We start from the raw sequence: 15,449 nt of genomic DNA, 5'->3' as shown, positions 1-15,449 counted from the left end.
GGCGGGTGCCAGCGCCCACGCCAGCGCGGCTGGCGCGGGACACGGGGAGGCGCATGGCGCTTCGGCTTCTGCGGCGGCCAGCGGGGCGGAATCGGCGTCCGCGTCCGTATCGGCGTCGGCCGAAGCGAGCGCGCCGGTCAAGAAGGTGCGTGTGCTGCCCAAGTTGAAGTACAAGAAGGAAAAACCGCCGGAGCCGGCCGCCAGCAACTGGCCGCTGATCGCGGGCGGAGCCGGCGCGCTGGCGCTGCTGCTGGGGGCGGGCGGCTACTTCTATCTGCGCAAGAAACGCGGCAGCGGGCCGCTGAAGATCTGGCAGGGATTCCGCAAGAAAAAGCCGGCCGCCGAGGGCGAAACGCCGATGGAGGCGCCGCCGCTGCACGAGGTCACGCCGGAATCCATGATGGAAAAACAATAAAAATGTAATAAGCTTATAACGAGTCCGCTCTTATCCGGCTCAGGGGTTCTGGGTTATAGTGTTCGACGCCCACCGTCTTCCCCATCCTGAAAGAGCCTTATGACCGCAGCAGATTTTCAGTCTCAGCATCACGAGCAATACCAAACTTTCAAACAACTTGGCCTGAAGCTGGACATGTCCCGCGGCAAGCCAGCCCCAGAGCAGCTGGACCTGTCGAACGCCCTGATGGCGTCGCTGGACAGCTACAAGGCCGCCGACGGCACCGATTGCCGCAACTACGGCGGCACCATCGGCCTGCCGGAAGCGCGCGCGCTGTTTGGCCAGCTGCTGGACGTGCCGGCCGCGCAAGTCGTGGTCGACAGCAGCGCCAGCCTGTCGCTGATGCATGACGTGATCATCTACAGCCTGCTCAACGGCACGCCCGGCCATGCGCCGTGGGTGCGCGAGCCGGTGACCTTCCTGTGCCCGGTGCCTGGCTACGACCGCCATTTCGCCATCTGCGAGGCGCGCGGCATCAAGATGATCAACATCCCGATGACCGAAGACGGCCTGGACATGGACCTGGTGGAAAAACTGGTGGCCGAGGACGCCAGCATCAAGGGCATGTGGTGCGTGCCGAAGTACAGCAATCCGGGTGGCGTGGTGTACTCGGATGCGGTGGTGGCCCGCCTGGCGGCGATGAAGACGGCGGCGCCGGACTTCCGCCTGATGTGGGACGACGCTTACCGCTTCCACCACCTGGGCGAGCAGAAGCTGGCAGTGGCCAGCATCCTGGACGCGTGCGCGCAGGCCGGCAACCCGGACCGCGCGATCGTGTTCGCGTCGTCGTCCAAGGTGAGCTGGGCTGGTTCGGGCATCGCCGCGCTGGCGGCTTCGCCGGCCAACATCGCCTGGTGGACCAAGCACGCCGGCATCCGCAGCATCGGCCCGGACAAGATCAACCAGCTGCGCCACGTGCGCCTGCTGAAGGACCTGCCGACGGTGGAGGCCTTGATGGAACAGCATCGTTTGCTGCTCAAGCCGAAGTTCGACGCGGTGCTGGCGCAGTTCGAGCGCTATCTGGCCGACGTGCCGGGTGTGTCGTGGACGCGTCCGCTGGGCGGCTACTTCATCGATCTGGTGACGCCGCCGGGTTCGGCCAAGCGCACCGTGGCGCTGGCCAAGGAAGCCGGCATCACGCTGACGCCGGCCGGCGCGGCTTTCCCTTACGGTAACGATCCCAAGGATAGCCACATCCGCATCGCCCCGAGCTTCCCGTCGCTGGATGAGATCACCCAGGCGGCGCAGGGAATCGCGCTGTCGCTGCGCGTGGCGCTGGCGAGCTGATCGCCGTGCAGACGTAAAAAAAGCGCCCTCGGGCGCTTTTTGCATTGGAGCGGCGGTTTTTATTGACGCGCCATGCCAGGCACGTTGTTCAACCAAGGCTCGGTCACGTCGCGGATGGCGCGGTCGTTGGCCAGGATCTGCTTGAGCAGGTCGATCTTGCGCAGGCGCGGGGCGCCGCTCAGGCTGGGCACGCCGGCGTCGGCCGGGCGGGCGGCGTTGGCGCATTGCGCTTCCAGGCGGCTCAGGCCGTCCCAATCCCCCAGACGCGCGGCGGCAGCCATTTGATTGGACAGGCCGGCAATGTTTTCGTACATCGAGAGGACTTCGGTGGAGGTCATGTTCTCACCCTGGTTTAGTTAAAACGGATTACCGCATGTCCTGATTAACGTCGCCTTAAACGCGAACTTTAGGGTGTTTTGAAAAAATATTTGAAAAAAGTCGAAAAAAAAGCCGCGCGGCGTAAAACCGGCGGCTTCCATGGTTGTTTGGACAAGCTGGATTATTTGACCAGCTCCTCCAAACCGGCGCTCAGTTCGTCCGGCGACGGCATCTCGTCGATCAGGGCGTTGTCGTCCAGGCCCAGTTCCTCGGCCAGGTCGGCCGGGTAGCAGGCCTCGATTTCATCGTCGCTCAGTTGGGCCTGCTCGACACGGGCGCGCCAGGCGGCCAGCGAGACCACGGCGGCCAGGCGGTTCAGCTCGCCGTTGTGGTGTGGTTCGGGGAAGGCCAGGATGGTTTCCGAGAAGGTCAGCGGGAATTTCCAGCGCTTGGCCAGCTCGGCACCGACGTCGGCAAACGTGAAGCCGAACGAGGCTTTCTCGGCGTCCAGGCGGCGCGGGTCCAGCGGACCGGCCACCTTGTCGAGCGCCATCGCCTGCTCGGCCATCGCCGAGTGGATCACCAGCTGGCCGATGGCGTGCATCATGCCGATGGTGAAGGCGAGGTCGGTGTTTTCCTTGGTCTTCTTGGCAATCCATTTGGCCGACACCGCGGTGTGTAGGCTGTAGCGCCAGAATTGCTTGAGGTCGAGGCCGGGCACGGTCTTGAAACCGCTGACCAGGCCGGAGCTGATGACCAGCGTGCGCACGGTGACGAAGCCGAGCATCAGTACCGCATCCTCCACGGTGCCGATGCTGCGCGAGACGTGGTAGTAGGCCGAGTTGGCCAGGCGCAGCAGCTTGGCGCTCAGCACCGGATCCGTCGACAGTTTTTTCGCGATCTCTTCGGTCGAGACGCTGGCCTTGTCGAAACTGCTGATCAGCTCTTCCACGACTTTAGGCGCGGTGGGCAACGCAGTTGGATTCTGGAACAGGGCATCAAGTTTCATATTTATCTCCTGGGTAATTAGCGCGTTGCTATAGGCTAACTATATAGCGATTCCCCGAATGTATGAAACAATTTTGCGGGGCGGGCGTCTCTTTTCCGAGTCAGTGATCGGCGATGGGACCCGGCGTATATACTGACGGCATGGAACCCGACCCTATCGAGCAGATCACACAAACCACGCTGCAGCATTACGAGCGCACCGCCGAGCAGTTTTTCGCCGGCACCGTCGACCACGATGTCAGCCAAAATATCGCCGCGTTGCTGGGCGCGATACAAGGCCCCGCGCCATACCGCCTGCTGGACCTGGGCTGCGGCCCCGGACGTGACCTGAAAACCTTCAGGGAGCTGGGCCACGAAGCGATCGGCGTCGATGGCTCGGCGCGATTCGTCGAGATGGCGCGCGCCTACAGCGGCTGCGAAACCTGGCGGCAGGACTTCATCCAACTTGACCTGCCCGCTGGTTTTTTCGACGGCGTCTACGCCAACGCGTCCTTGTTCCACGTGCCCAGCGCCGCGTTGCCGAAGGTGCTGCGCGACCTGCATGCCGCGCTGAAGGCCGGCGGTGTGCTGTTCAGTTCCAACCCGCGCGGCGACAACCGCGAAGGCTGGAACGGCCCGCGCTACGGCAGCTATTACGACTACGAAACCTGGGAACGGTACCTGCTGGCGGCGGGATTCAGCGCGCTCCGGCACTACTACCGTCCGCAAGGCTTGCCGCGTGATCAGCAGCCCTGGCTGGCCAGCGTCTGGCGCAAGCATTGATTGCAGCCTTAGGTGCGCAAGCGCACGGAACGCCAGCCGGCGCCTGCCTATAGTTGAGGCATCGCATGCGGCACAACGCCGCGTGTCCTGTAGCTTCATCACCCACCAAGGAGTGCATCATGAACAAGGACCAAGTGAAGGGTACCGCGAAAGATATCGGCGGCAAAATCCAGGAAGAGGCCGGCAAGCTGGTCGGCAGCTCGGAGCAGCAAGCCAAGGGCCTGAACAAGCAAGCCGAAGGCAAACTGCAAAAAGGCCTGGGCGACGCCAAGGAAGCCGTCAAGGACATCACCAAAGGCAACCGCAACTAACATCGTTGCGGGATAAAAAAGCCGCGTGCGCTGAAGACGGCCAAGGCCGTCGCAAGCCACGCGGCTTGTTTCATTTGCGCGCTCAACCTGCGCGCTCAACCTCACGCCGCGATGCGGTTGGTGCTCAGGTCCCAGCCGCCGGCGGTGTTGCCGCCCGCGCCGCCGCTGATCTTCTGCTGCGTGTAGCGCCACTTCACCTTCGAGAATTTCAGCGACACATGCTCGGTCAGGATGTCGCCTTCCTGCACGCTGGGCGAGACCCCGCCGATCAGCACGTTCTCCAGTTCGATTTCATAATACTTGACGCGTTCGCCCTGGCCGTCCGCGCGCATGAATTCAAACTTGGCCTTGGGGATGGTCTTGCCGGACGAGCAGGTCTGCAGCAGCACCGGCGAGGCCAGGTCGGCCAGCTTCATCAGGGTGATGTCGTGGTGCTCGCAGCGCTCGGCGGTGTGGCCGCCGCCGGTCGACGCGGTGGCCGATTTGGGCTGGCTCACCGCCCAGCTGACCGCCTTGCATTCGATCCAGTCCTTGTGTTTGTCGTCGGCCGATTCGCCGCGGATACCGTCAATTTGCAGGTAGACATCGATAGCCATAATTCCTCCTGGAATGTAAGTGCGGCGGTGCGGAATGCACCGCAGCGGGCATTATCGAATGGTCAACAAATCGCCTCTTGTGGCCGCTCAATCAAGGTAAAAAAAGAGGGCCCGAAGGCCCCCGAAAACACTGAAACGATTTACTTCGTTTCCGGCATCAAATTCTTCTTGAAGAAGGCTTCGATGTTGCCGTACACGTGGCGTTGCGGCGCGCGGCCCGAGATACCGTGCTTGGCGCCCGGATAGGTCATCAGCTCAAAGTGGATATTGCGCTTGACCAGCGCGTCGATCATGCGCGTGGTGTTGGTGAACAGCACGTTGTCATCGGCCATGCCGTGCATCAGCAGCAGCGGCGATTTCAGTCCGTCCAGATGCGAGTACACGCCGCCCGATGCATAGCCGGCCGCGTTTTCTTTCGGCGTGCCCATGAACTGCTCGGTGTAGTGGGTGTCGTACAGCGACCAGTCGGTCACCGGCGCCACCGACACGCCCATCGCGATCTTGTCCGACGCCTCGGCCAGCAGGCGCAAGGTCATGAAGCCGCCGTAGCTCCAGCCGAACACGCCCACGCGCTTGGCGTCGACAAAGCTCTGCTTGCCCAGCCACTCGATGCCGGTGATCTGGTCTTCGACTTCCACCTTGCCGAGGTTGTGGTAGTTGGCGTCGGTGAACACGCGTTCGCGGCGCGACGAGCCGCGGTTATCCAGGCGCCACACCACGAAGCCCTGCTGCGCCATGTACTGGTCGAAGAAATTGCCCCAGCGGCGGGCCACGTGCTGCGAGTGCGGGCCGCCGTAGGTCGACAGGTAGACCGGGTATTTCTTCGACGCGTCAAAGCCGCTCGGCTTGATCATCGAGTAGTACAGCGTCTGGCCGTCCTTGGCCTTGAGCGTGCCGTATTCGGTGTGCAGGTGGGCGTCCAGGTATTTGCCGTACGGGTGCGAGGCGTTCAGCTCGTTGTGCTCCAGCCAGCTAATCATCGCGCCGTCGGGACGGCGGATGCTGACCTGCGGCGGCGTGTCCGGATCGGAGTAGGTGTCGACGAACACCTCGCCGTTGCGGGCGAAGGCGGAGTCGTGCCAGCCGTCGCCCTGGGTGATGCGCTGCGGCTTGTCGGCCGTGCTGCCGTCCAGCTTGAGCGCGTAGGTCTGGCTGTCGATCACCGCGTCGCGGTTCGACTGCACGAACACGCGGCCGCCTTTCTCGTCGACCGCCAGCACGCGGTCGATGCCCCAGTCGCCCTTGGTGATGGCGTGCTGCAGCTTGCCCTGCATGTCGTACAGGTACAGGTGCTTGCGGCCGCTGCGCTCGGACGACCAGATGAAGCCCTTGTCGTTGGCCAGGAAGCGCAGGTCGTCGAAGATGCTGACCCAGGTCGGCGAGGTCTCGGTGACCAGCACCTTCTGCGCCAGCGTGGCGGCGTCCACCGACACCAGCTCCAGCTTCTTCTGGTCGCGGCTCTGGCGCTGGAACAGCAAGGCCTTGGCGTTGCCGCTCCAGTCGGCGCGCACCAGGTAGATGTCCTGGTTGGCGCCCAGGTCGACGTTGCGGATCTCGCCGCTGACCGGCGAGACGATCTTCAGCTGCACCAGCACGTTCGGATCGCCGGCGGCCGGGTAGCGCTGCTCGACCACGTCGGTGCGGTCGGCGAAGATTTCAAAGCGGCGCACCACCGGCACCGGCGCCTCGTCGTAGCGCTTGTAGGCGATGGCGGAATCGTCCGGCGCCCAGTAGTAGCCGCTGGTCTGGCTCATTTCTTCCTGCGCCACGAACTCGGCCTCGCCGTTGTGGATGGTGCCCTGGCCGTCGGTGGTCAGCTGCTTTTCCTTGCCGGTGCTCAGGTCCAGCACCACCAGGTTCTGGTCGCGCACGAAGGATACGTAGCGGCCCTTGGGCGAGATCTTGGGATCGAGCACGTTGCCGGAGGCGACCAGGCGCGCGGCGTCCGGCTTGCCGGCGTCGATCAGGTACAGCTTGCCGGCGATCGGCACCAGCAGCTGCTTGCCGTCCGGCGACCAGCTGTAGCTGAGGATGCCCTTCAGGCTGGCGGTGCGCTCGCGTTCGCGGCGTGCCTTCTCGGCGTCCGACAGCTGCTCGTCCGGCACCAGGATCTTGGAGTCGACCAGGCGGTGCGTGGTCTTGTCCTTGAGGTTGTATTCCCACAGGTCGAGCTGGAACTGGTTGTCGTCGCGGCCGCGCAGGAAGGTCACGCGGGCGCCGTCCGGCGACACCCTCAGGCTGCGCACGCCGGGGCCGCTCAGCGACGGGTCGGCGTGCAGGCGGTCCAGTGTCAGTTTTTCGGCGGAGGCGTTGGCGCCGGTCAGCAGGGCGAGGAAGCAGAGGATGAAGCGCATGGAGTGAGTGTCTCTTGGTTATCGGAACCCGAGACGATACCAGAGCGGCCCGCCCATGGCGAGACGGCAATGTTCTGAATCCACGGTGGAAAACCGTTTTTCCTTCGGCGCCGGCCGCCTCAGGCGTGCGCGGCGTCCGCGTGCCCGCCGGCCCGCGCGCGCTCCAGCGTCAGGCGCTGCAAGGCCCAGCTCAACAGCACCGCCGCCACCGTCAGCCCGACCACCAGCCCGATCCAGAAGCCGGCCGCCGCCATCGGCTCGGCCGGCGCCCACGGCAGCCATTGCGGCGCCAGCCCGAGCCAGCAGCCCAGCGGCAGCGCGAAGCCCCAGAACGCCAGCAGCTGGATCTGCATCGGCTGGCGCGACACCTTGTAGCCGCGGATCGCGCACGAGGTCGCGACCTGGGTGGCGTCGGACAATTGGAACAGTGCGGCGAACAAGAGCAGCTGCACGCACAGTTCCTGCACCGCCGGGTCGGACGTGTAGGCGGCGGCGATCTGCCGGCGGCACAGCACGATGAACAGCGCCGACAGCACGGCAAACGCCAGCGACATGCCCACCCCGGTCCAGGCCACGTAGCGCGCCCGCGCCGGGCTGCCTTCGCCGACCGCCTGGCCGACGCGGGTGATCAGCGCGATGCCAAAGCTGAGCGGCACCATGAACACCAGCGAGGAAAAATTCAGCGCGATCTGGTGCGCCGAGATCTGCACCACGCCGTAGCGCGCGATCAGCAGGCTGACCGCGCCGAACGCGCTGACCTCGGCGAAATAGGTGATCCCGATCGGCAGCCCCAGCCGCAGCATCGAGCGGATCTCCGGCCAGTGCGGCCCTTCCCAGTGGGTGAACGGATAGGTGGCGCGATAGGCCGGCGCGACGCGCATCCAGGCCAGCATGGCGGCCAGCATCAGCCACATGCACAGGCCGGTGGCGACCGCGCAGCCGACCCCGCCCAGCTTGGGCAGGCCCCAGTGGCCGAACACCAGCAACCAGTTGACCAGCACGTTGAAGCACAGGCCCAGGATGGCGATCAGCATGACCGGCTTGGTCTGGTTGATGCTGGTGCTGTAGCCGTACAGCGCGCGGTAGGCGGCGAACGGCGGCAGGCCGATGCTGATCGCGTGAACGAACAGCGTGGCCTGGCCCTGCACATAGGGCGTCAGGTGCAGGTGGCCGAACAGCGCGGTGGCCAGGTTGGCCAGCAGCATGGCCAGCACGCCCACGCCCAGCGCCTTCCACAGCGACTGCCGCACCGCGTGCGGAATCTTGCCCAGCTCGCCGGCGCCGACATCGTGCGCCACCACGCTGTTAATCGCCATCATGGTGCCGCTGACCGTGACCAGGATGATCGACCAGATCGACGCCCCCAGCGACACGGCGGCCAGCTCATCGGCGCTGGCGTGGCCGGTCATCGCCACGTCGGCCACGCCCATGCCCACCGTGGCCAGCTGGCCGATCAGCATCGGCCAGGCCAGGCGCCACAGGGCTGCCGCTTCGCGGCGGAGATCGGGCAGGTGGAAGGCGTGGGGCATGCGCGGCGCTCGAAAAAGGATGGGCGACAATTCTACCCCGGTCCCGACCAGCCCGCCGCGCTGTATCATTACATTTTCTTGCAATTTAGCCATATTGGCGTGTCGGCCAACGCGCTAGCATAAGCGTTGTCTGTGCATGGCACCGGCTGTTCAACTTTTTACCTGAGCGATATTCATCATGAAACCAATCCTGCACCGTCTGACCCGCGCCGCCCTGATCCTGGCCGCCGCGGCCGCCGCCACCGCGCACGCGGGCGAGCTGACGCTGTTTACCCACTCCAACTTCGCCGGCCCGCCGCTGACCTTGCGCGGCAGCGAGCCGGACCTCGATCGGCTGGGCTTCAACGACCGCGCCTCCAGCGTGGTGGTGCGTTCCGGCACCTGGCAGCTGTGCGAGCATTCCGAATACCGCGGCCGCTGCATGGTGGTCGAGCGCGGCGAGTACCCGGTGCTGGACGGTTTCAACGACGTCATCTCATCGGTGCGTGAAATCAGCGGCGGGGGCGGGCGCGACTACCGCGACGACGACCACCGTAACGACCGCGGCCGCGACAGCGGCTATGGCTACGGCCACCACCGCGAACCGATCGTGCTGTTCTCCAAGTCCGGCTTCGGCGGCGCCAAGCTGGGCCTGCGCGACGCGGTGCGCACGCTGGACCAGTACGACTTCAACGACCAGGTCAGCTCCGTGGTGGTCAACGAAGGCCGCTGGGAGCTGTGCGAGCACGCCGACTACGGCGGCCAGTGCATCGTGCTGGAGCCGGGCCGCTACGAATACCTGGACAATATGAACAACCGCATTTCGTCGCTGCGCCGGATCCGTTGACCGGCATGCGCTATCATGCAGGGCAGCACCCCGATTTGGAGACCCTGCCATGAAACGACTTGTCTGCGCCACGCTGCTGGGCGCCGCCGCGGCGGCGCAGGCGGGCGACATCGTGCTGTACACGCGCGCGCATTTCGGCGGCCCGGCGCTGCAGCTGCACGGCTCGGAGCCCGACCTGGACAAGCTGGGCTTCAACGACAAGACCTCCAGCGTGGTCGTGCAGAGCGGCACCTGGGAGGTGTGCGAGAACAAGTACTACAAGGGCCGCTGCCTGGTGCTGGACAAGGGCGAGTACGCCGAGCTGAAGAACTTCAACGACATGATGTCCTCGGTGCGCGAGCTTGAAGCGCGGCCGCCCGCCAAGGACAAACGGGTACAGAAGTGACATGCGGACGCCGCCGATCGGCGATCGGCGCTAGACTGTGACAGACGCAAGACGGGGAGCGCGCAACGTGGAATACAAGGACTATTACCAGACCCTGGGCGTGCCGAAAACGGCCACCGAGGAAGAGATCAAGAAGGCCTACCGCAAGCTGGTCCGGAAATACCATCCGGACGTCAGCAAGGAGGCCGACGCCCAGCATAAAACCCAGGAACTGAACGAGGCCTACGGCGTGCTGGGCGACGCCGAGAAACGCGCCGCCTACGACGAGCTCGGACGCGGCCACCAGTACCGCGCCGGCCAGGAGTTCCGCCCGCCGCCGGACTGGGGGCGCGGCTTCGGCAACGGCAATGGCGGCGGCTTCGGCGGCGACGCCATGGGCAGCGACTTCTTCGCCGACCTGTTCGCCAACCTGGGCGGCGGCCGCCGGCGCCAGGCGCCCCGGCGCGGCGAGGACAGCCACGCCAGCATCAGCATCGACCTGGCCGACAGCTACCACGGCGCCACCCGCACCATCGGCCTGACGGTGGCCGAGCGCGACGCCCAGGACCGCATCCTCACGCGCGAGCGCAACCTCAGCGTCAACATCCCGAAAGGCGTGACGGCCGGCCAGCAGTTGCGCCTGTCGGGCCAGGGCCAGCCGGGCGCGGCCGGGCCGGGCGACCTGTACCTGGAAATCCAGTTCCGCCCCAACGCCCGCTACCGCATCGACGGCCGCGACGTCTACGAGACGGTGCCGGTGGCGCCGTGGGAGCTGGCGCTGGGCGGCGAGATCGACGTCGACACGCCGTCCGGCAAGGTCACCGTCACGGTGCCGGCCGGCTCGCAGAGCGGACGCAAGCTGCGCCTGCGCGGGCGCGGCATCCCCGGCAAGACGGCCGGCGACCTTTACCTGCTGCTGGAGGTGGTGCTGCCGCCGGCCACCACCGACAAGGCACGTGAACTGTATCAAACGATGGCGCGCGAACTGGCGTTCAACCCGCGCGCGGGAGGATGAACATGGGACAAGCGATCCTGGAAGCGGTGCTGATCGACGACGCCGCGCTGACCGTGGAGGAACTGGCGCAGGCCTGCGCCGTGGAGCCGGACTGGGTGGTGCAGCGGGTGCGCACCGGCATCCTGCTTGACAGCGCCGACGGCGACCACGTGGCGTGGCGCTTCACCAGCGCCGACCTGGTGCGCGCGCGCCGGCTGTGCCAGATCGAGCGCGACTTCGACGCCAACGACGATGTCGCCGCGCTGGTGGTCGACCTGTCGGAAGAGATCCGCCGCCTGCGCGTCAAGCTCAGCGCCGCCGGAGTGAAATAGGGGCCGGCGCGGCCACGCCGGGCGGCACTTCGCCGCGCGGCGGCTGCGGTCCCGGCTTGTTCGACGGTTTGGCCTCCCTGGGCGGGGCGGCGAGGCGGTGATAGCCGTGCGCGGGGCCGGCATCGCCCGCCACCGGCGACGGCCGCATGTCGTGGTTGGGCGGCGGCACGGCCGGCTGCTCCAGGTCGAGGAACTGCTGCATCAGCCAGCGCGTGGCCGGGCCCGGCTCCTCGTCGCCGCGCCGTATCACGTACAGCGGGAAGCTGAAGGCGCTGCCCTCGCTGATATGCAGCTGCACCAGCCGTCCCGCGTCCAGATCCCACTGCACGAACTCGACCGGCATATTGCCCCAGCCGATGCCGCTGCGCAGCAGCGCGTGCTTGGAGCTGAGGTCGCCCAGCCGCCAGTCGCGCAGCGCCAGCACGCCGAAGTCCTGGCCCTTGGTCAGCGTGCTGCGGTCGGTCAGCACCAGCTGGGTGTGCTCGCGCAGCACCGCGCTCGGGATCACGCCCTCGATCTGCGCCAGCGGATGGTCGGGCGCGGCCACCGGCACCATGGTCACGTAGCCGCAGCTCTGGCGCTCGACGATGTCCTGCGTGCCCGGCATCCAGCCGCTGATGCCGATGTGGCACTCGCGCTCGAGCACCAGCTGGGTGACGGCGCCCAGCGCCTCGGTGCGCAGGCGCATCGCCACGGTCGGGAACTCCTGCTGGAAGGCGTGCAGGATGCGCACCAGCTTGCAGGTCGAGAACATCACATCCACCACCACCGACACCTCGGCCTCCAGCCCGGCCGACAGCGCCTTGGCGCGCGCCCGCATGCCGTCCACCTTGAGCGACACCGCGCGGGCGTCGGCCAGCAGCGCCTTGCCGGCCTCGGTCAGCACCGGCTTGCGCTTGGTGCGGTCCAGCAGCGCGACGTTGAGCTGCTCCTCCAGGTTGGCGATGGTGTAGCTGATCACCGACTGCGTGCGGTGCAGCGCCCGCGCCGCGTGGGCGAAGCCGCCATGGTCGATGACGGCGATGAACACACGCAGCTGGTCGAGGGAGGGGAGGCCGGGGTCGCGCATACATTACCTTGTGATCAGATATCGAATATATCGATAGGTAGGATTTAAATTTAACTAGTTTCATCGATATTAATCCCGATCTATGATGATTGCAATCACTCCCCACACGAAAGGTAATGACATCATGGCAAGTATCCTTCACATCAACAGCAGTGTTCGTCAAAACGGTTCCCTGTCGCGCCAGCTGGGCGGCGAGTACGTGGCCAAATGGCAGGTCGCCAATCCGGCCGGCACCGTGGTCACCCGCGACCTGGCCAGCAACCCGGTGCCGCACCTGACCGAGCAGATGATGGGCGCCTACTTCACCCCGGCCGAGCAGCGCAACGCCGACCAGGCCCACACCATCAAGACCTCCGACGCGCTGGTGGATGAACTGCTGGCCGCCGACACCATCGTCATCGGCGCGCCGATGTACAACTTCTCCGTCACCTCCGGCCTGAAGGCGTGGATCGACCACGTGGCGCGCGCCGGCCGCACCTTCAAGTACGGCGCCAACGGCCCCGAGGGCCTGGTGCACGGCAAGAAAGTGATCGTGTTCGTCGCCAGCGGCGGCGTCTACAGCGAAGGCCCCGCCGCCGCCTACGACCACGTCACCACCTACCTGCGCTCGGTGCTGGGCTTCCTCGGCATGACCGATGTCACCTTCGTGGTGGCCGAGGGCGTGGCCATGGGCGAGGAAGCGGTGGCCGCCGCCATCGCCAAGGGCCGCGGCAAGATCGAGGCGCTGGCCGCCTAAGCTGTACCGCGCCGCCCGGCGTGCAAACTCCCCGTCGGCAGCCGCCGGCGGGGAGTTTTTTTTCGCCCCCGGCGGCCGCGTTGCACAAATTCGTGCGGCTTGGCAGATAATCATCACTGTCGGCCCGCGCTATCGGGCAAAATCATATACAGTGAAGCAAGCATCGGAGCTCCAATGAAACGTAACCTGCACCTGCTGGTGATCGATCCGCAAAACGACTTTTGCGACCTGCCGGCCAGCCACCTGCCGCTCGACCCGGCCACCCGCGCACCGCGCGCGCCGGCGTTGCCGGTGCCCGGCGCCCACCAGGACATGCTGCGCCTGGCCGGCCTGATCAACCGCGGCCGCGCCGGCCTGACCGCCATCAGCATCACGCTGGACTCCCATCACCGCTTCGACATCGCCCACCCGACCTTCTGGATCGCCCGCGACGGCGCGCCGGTGGCGCCGTTCACCGAGATCAGCGCGGCCGACGTGCGCGCCGAAAAATACCTGCCGCGCCATCCGGCCGCCTTGCCGCTGGCGCTGAACTACCTCGACAAACTGGAGACGGCCGGCCGCTACCGGCTGATGGTGTGGCCGGTGCACTGCGAGATCGGCACCTGGGGCAACAACGTGCACGACGACGTGCGCGCCGCCTACGGCGCCTGGGAGGAGGCCGCGCTGGGCATCGTCGCCAAGCTGGCCAAGGGTTCCAACCCGTGGACCGAGCACTACTCCGCCGTCATGGCCGAGGTGCCGGACGCCGACGACCCCGACACCCAGCTCAACACCAAATTCATCGCCTCGCTGGCCGAGGCCGACCAAGTCTACATCGCCGGCGAGGCCGGCAGCCACTGCGTCAAGGCCACGGTCGAGCACATTGTCGAACACTTCGGCGACCAGCCGCTGTCCAAGCTGGTGCTGCTGACCGACTGCATCAGCCCGGTCGCCGGCTTCGAGCCGCAATACCAGGCCTTCCTGCAAGCGATGCAGGCGCGCGGCGTGCAGTTGCGGCAGACGGCCGACGTGCTGCCCGAGCTGTTGGCCAACGCCGGCCGCGCGCTGGGAATGGATGCCGCATGAGCCAGCCCATCGTCCGCAGCCTGCTGGAAACCGACCTGTACAAGTTCACCATGTGGCAGGCGCTGCTGCACGGCCATCCGAACTCGCACACCGAATACGAATTCGTCTGCCGCAACGCCACCGCCTACCCGCTGGCCGAGCTGCTGCCCGAGGTCGAGCGCGAGCTCGACCACCTGTGCTCGATGAGCTTTGCCGACGACGAGCTGGCCTATCTGCGCTCGCTGCGCTACATCAAGAGCGACTTCGTCGACTTCCTCACGGTGTTCCGCTTCCAGCGCAAGTTCATCGACGTGCGCGCCGACGGCGACACCCTGGTGATCCACGCCGCCGGCCCGCAAGTGCACGTGATGGGCTTCGAGATCTACGTGCTGTACATCGTCAACGAGCTGTACTTCCGCCGCTTCGACCGCGAGGCCGCGCTGGCCGAGGGCCGCGCCCGCCTGGGCGAGAAGATCGCCGCGCTGAAAGCCTTCGGCGCCGAACCGGCGCGGCGCAACCCGTTCGAGTTCTCCGACTTCGGCACCCGCCGCCGCTACTCCAGCGCCTGGCACGACGAGGTGGTGCAGCGCCTGGCGCGCGAAGTGCCGCAATACTTCAAGGGCACCTCCAACGTCTACCTGGCGATGAAGTTCGGCCTGGTCCCGATCGGCACCATGGCGCACGAATACATGCAATCGTTCCAGGCCTTCGGCGTGCGGCTGCGCGATTTCCAGAAGGCCTCGCTGGAAGCGTGGGTGCAGGAATACCGGGGCGACCTCGGCGTTGCCCTGACCGACGTGGTCGGCATGGACGCCTTCCTCGACGACTTCGACCTGTACTTCGCCAAGCTGTTCGACGGCCTGCGCCACGACTCCGGCGACCCGGTGGTGTGGGGCGAAAAGGCGCTGGCGCATTACGGCGCGCTGCGCATCGACGCCAACACCAAGCGCCTGGTGTTTTCGGACGGCCTGAACCTGCAGAGCGCGATCGCGCTGTACCGCCACTTCGCCGACCGCATCATGACCGGCTTCGGCATCGGCACCCACCTGACCAACGACGTCGGCCTGAAGCCGTTGAACATCGTCATGAAGCTGGTGTGCTGCAACGGCCAGTCGGTGGCCAAGCTGTCCGACTCGCCGGGCAAGACGCTGTGCAAGGACGAAACCTTCCTGGCCTATCTGCGCCAGGTGTTCAACCACCCGGCGGCCTGACATGGACGGCCTGCGCTACCTCTACCTGACCAACGCCGCGATGCTGGTGGTGATGGGGGTGGGACTGCTGCTGGTGTGGCGCCGCCACCGCGGCCAGACCCACGTGCGCGCCATGGGCGGCTCGATGCTGTGCGCCGCGCTGCTGTCGGCCGGTTATTTGCTGCGCGCCGCCGCGCCGGCGCCGTACGCCATGCTGGGGCCGGCGCTGATGCTGGCCGGCGCCGTCCCCAACCTGCTGCTGCTGGCCGTCAGCG

At 66.2% G+C, this 15,449-nt stretch carries 17 protein-coding genes and 1 pseudogene; 12 read left to right on the top strand and 6 right to left on the bottom strand.

What is annotated here, in order from left to right:
- On the top strand, positions 1-415 hold a 415-nt coding region (locus GTP90_RS32030; RefSeq protein ID WP_161087308.1), incomplete at its 5' end, for an LPXTG cell wall anchor domain-containing protein.
- Positions 416-514: 99 nt separating this feature from the next.
- Positions 515-1,741, top strand: a complete 1,227-nt coding sequence (locus GTP90_RS32025) for an aspartate aminotransferase type Ic (protein ID WP_161087307.1) — start codon at positions 515-517, stop codon at positions 1,739-1,741.
- A gap of 59 nt (positions 1,742-1,800) precedes the next feature.
- On the opposite strand, the gene GTP90_RS32020 is transcribed toward GTP90_RS32025, so the two are convergent.
- Together GTP90_RS32020 and GTP90_RS32015 are read right to left on the bottom strand one after the other, a co-directional pair.
- A complete protein-coding gene (locus tag GTP90_RS32020) occupies positions 1,801-2,079 on the bottom strand; it encodes a flagellar protein FliT (protein WP_117015510.1) in 279 nt (92 codons plus the stop codon).
- Positions 2,080-2,240: 161 nt separating this feature from the next.
- A complete protein-coding gene (locus GTP90_RS32015) occupies positions 2,241-3,068 on the bottom strand; it encodes an HDOD domain-containing protein (RefSeq protein ID WP_161087306.1) in 828 nt (275 codons plus the stop codon).
- A gap of 140 nt (positions 3,069-3,208) precedes the next feature.
- On the opposite strand from GTP90_RS32015, the gene GTP90_RS32010 reads away from it, so the two are divergent.
- Positions 3,209-3,829, top strand: coding sequence for a class I SAM-dependent methyltransferase (locus tag GTP90_RS32010; RefSeq protein ID WP_161087305.1), 621 nt, complete (start codon positions 3,209-3,211; stop codon positions 3,827-3,829).
- Between the two features lie 119 nt (positions 3,830-3,948).
- Complete coding sequence (locus GTP90_RS32005; RefSeq protein ID WP_008446105.1) at positions 3,949-4,140, top strand: CsbD family protein; 192 nt, start codon at positions 3,949-3,951, stop codon at positions 4,138-4,140.
- A 101-nt stretch (positions 4,141-4,241) separates the two neighbouring features.
- Here the strand turns inward: GTP90_RS32005 and GTP90_RS32000 are convergent, their stop codons facing one another.
- From GTP90_RS32000 to GTP90_RS31990, 3 genes are all read right to left on the bottom strand, one after another.
- On the bottom strand, positions 4,242-4,736 hold the full coding sequence (locus tag GTP90_RS32000) for an Hcp family type VI secretion system effector (RefSeq protein WP_161087304.1): 495 nt from the start codon (positions 4,734-4,736) through the stop codon (positions 4,242-4,244).
- A gap of 140 nt (positions 4,737-4,876) precedes the next feature.
- Positions 4,877-7,090 (bottom strand): S9 family peptidase, encoded by a 2,214-nt coding sequence (locus GTP90_RS31995; RefSeq protein ID WP_161087303.1) that lies wholly within the window; start codon positions 7,088-7,090, stop codon positions 4,877-4,879.
- Between the two features lie 119 nt (positions 7,091-7,209).
- Positions 7,210-8,619: an MATE family efflux transporter gene (locus GTP90_RS31990; RefSeq protein WP_161087302.1), complete on the bottom strand. Its 1,410-nt coding sequence runs from the start codon at positions 8,617-8,619 to the stop codon at positions 7,210-7,212.
- Positions 8,620-8,797: 178 nt separating this feature from the next.
- Here GTP90_RS31990 and GTP90_RS31985 point away from each other — a divergent pair, with 178 nt between their 5' ends.
- The 4 genes from GTP90_RS31985 to GTP90_RS31970 all read left to right on the top strand — a co-directional run bounded on the left by GTP90_RS31985 (position 8,798) and on the right by GTP90_RS31970 (position 11,135).
- Positions 8,798-9,445, top strand: coding sequence for a beta/gamma crystallin-related protein (locus tag GTP90_RS31985; protein ID WP_161087301.1), 648 nt, complete (start codon positions 8,798-8,800; stop codon positions 9,443-9,445).
- 49 nt (positions 9,446-9,494) lie between these two features.
- Positions 9,495-9,830, top strand: coding sequence for a beta/gamma crystallin-related protein (locus tag GTP90_RS31980; RefSeq protein ID WP_161087300.1), 336 nt, complete (start codon positions 9,495-9,497; stop codon positions 9,828-9,830).
- A 67-nt stretch (positions 9,831-9,897) separates the two neighbouring features.
- On the top strand, positions 9,898-10,824 hold the full coding sequence (locus GTP90_RS31975) for a DnaJ C-terminal domain-containing protein (RefSeq protein ID WP_161087299.1): 927 nt from the start codon (positions 9,898-9,900) through the stop codon (positions 10,822-10,824).
- A 2-nt stretch (positions 10,825-10,826) separates the two neighbouring features.
- Positions 10,827-11,135, top strand: a complete 309-nt coding sequence (locus GTP90_RS31970; RefSeq protein WP_161087298.1) for a chaperone modulator CbpM — start codon at positions 10,827-10,829, stop codon at positions 11,133-11,135.
- Here GTP90_RS31970 and GTP90_RS31965 read toward each other — a convergent pair.
- The gene (locus GTP90_RS31965; RefSeq protein WP_161087297.1) at positions 11,113-12,204 is read right to left on the bottom strand and encodes a LysR substrate-binding domain-containing protein; all 1,092 of its coding nucleotides are present in this window, start codon (positions 12,202-12,204) and stop codon (positions 11,113-11,115) included. The genes GTP90_RS31970 and GTP90_RS31965 overlap by 23 nt on opposite strands.
- Positions 12,205-12,328: 124 nt before the next feature.
- On the opposite strand from GTP90_RS31965, the gene GTP90_RS31960 reads away from it, so the two are divergent.
- The 4 genes and pseudogenes from GTP90_RS31960 to GTP90_RS31945 all read left to right on the top strand — a co-directional run.
- Positions 12,329-12,940, top strand: coding sequence for an FMN-dependent NADH-azoreductase (locus GTP90_RS31960; RefSeq protein WP_161087296.1), 612 nt, complete (start codon positions 12,329-12,331; stop codon positions 12,938-12,940).
- Positions 12,941-13,114: 174 nt separating this feature from the next.
- Positions 13,115-14,005: a cysteine hydrolase family protein gene (locus GTP90_RS31955; protein WP_161087295.1), complete on the top strand. Its 891-nt coding sequence runs from the start codon at positions 13,115-13,117 to the stop codon at positions 14,003-14,005.
- Positions 14,002-15,195, top strand: coding sequence for a nicotinate phosphoribosyltransferase (gene pncB / locus GTP90_RS31950; protein WP_161087294.1), 1,194 nt, complete (start codon positions 14,002-14,004; stop codon positions 15,193-15,195). The genes GTP90_RS31955 and pncB overlap by 4 nt, the downstream gene beginning before the upstream one ends.
- 1 nt (position 15,196) lies before the next feature.
- Positions 15,197-15,449, top strand: a pseudogene (locus GTP90_RS31945) (GGDEF domain-containing protein); the annotation flags it as partial.

The sequence above is a fragment of the Duganella vulcania genome (assembly GCF_009857655.1).
In the GTDB taxonomy this organism is placed as follows: domain Bacteria; phylum Pseudomonadota; class Gammaproteobacteria; order Burkholderiales; family Burkholderiaceae_D; genus Rugamonas; species Rugamonas vulcania.
Note: the sequence above shows the minus strand (reverse complement) of the source record. Positions and strands in the feature narration are given on the sequence as shown.

Bases quoted from the DNA above. Each gene is read 5' to 3' on its own strand.
- GTP90_RS32025 (WP_161087307.1), top strand. From the start codon at position 515: ATGACCGCAGCAGATTTTCAGTCTCAGCATCACGAGCAATACCAAACT.
- GTP90_RS32020 (WP_117015510.1), bottom strand. From the start codon at position 2,079: ATGACCTCCACCGAAGTCCTCTCGATGTACGAAAACATTGCCGGCCTG.
- GTP90_RS32015 (WP_161087306.1), bottom strand. From the start codon at position 3,068: ATGAAACTTGATGCCCTGTTCCAGAATCCAACTGCGTTGCCCACCGCG.
- GTP90_RS32010 (WP_161087305.1), top strand. From the start codon at position 3,209: ATGGAACCCGACCCTATCGAGCAGATCACACAAACCACGCTGCAGCAT.
- GTP90_RS32005 (WP_008446105.1), top strand. From the start codon at position 3,949: ATGAACAAGGACCAAGTGAAGGGTACCGCGAAAGATATCGGCGGCAAA.
- GTP90_RS32000 (WP_161087304.1), bottom strand. From the start codon at position 4,736: ATGGCTATCGATGTCTACCTGCAAATTGACGGTATCCGCGGCGAATCG.
- GTP90_RS31995 (WP_161087303.1), bottom strand. From the start codon at position 7,090: ATGCGCTTCATCCTCTGCTTCCTCGCCCTGCTGACCGGCGCCAACGCC.
- GTP90_RS31990 (WP_161087302.1), bottom strand. From the start codon at position 8,619: ATGCCCCACGCCTTCCACCTGCCCGATCTCCGCCGCGAAGCGGCAGCC.
- GTP90_RS31985 (WP_161087301.1), top strand. From the start codon at position 8,798: ATGAAACCAATCCTGCACCGTCTGACCCGCGCCGCCCTGATCCTGGCC.
- GTP90_RS31980 (WP_161087300.1), top strand. From the start codon at position 9,495: ATGAAACGACTTGTCTGCGCCACGCTGCTGGGCGCCGCCGCGGCGGCG.
- GTP90_RS31970 (WP_161087298.1), top strand. From the start codon at position 10,827: ATGGGACAAGCGATCCTGGAAGCGGTGCTGATCGACGACGCCGCGCTG.
- GTP90_RS31965 (WP_161087297.1), bottom strand. From the start codon at position 12,204: ATGCGCGACCCCGGCCTCCCCTCCCTCGACCAGCTGCGTGTGTTCATC.
- GTP90_RS31960 (WP_161087296.1), top strand. From the start codon at position 12,329: ATGGCAAGTATCCTTCACATCAACAGCAGTGTTCGTCAAAACGGTTCC.
- GTP90_RS31955 (WP_161087295.1), top strand. From the start codon at position 13,115: ATGAAACGTAACCTGCACCTGCTGGTGATCGATCCGCAAAACGACTTT.
- pncB (WP_161087294.1), top strand. From the start codon at position 14,002: ATGAGCCAGCCCATCGTCCGCAGCCTGCTGGAAACCGACCTGTACAAG.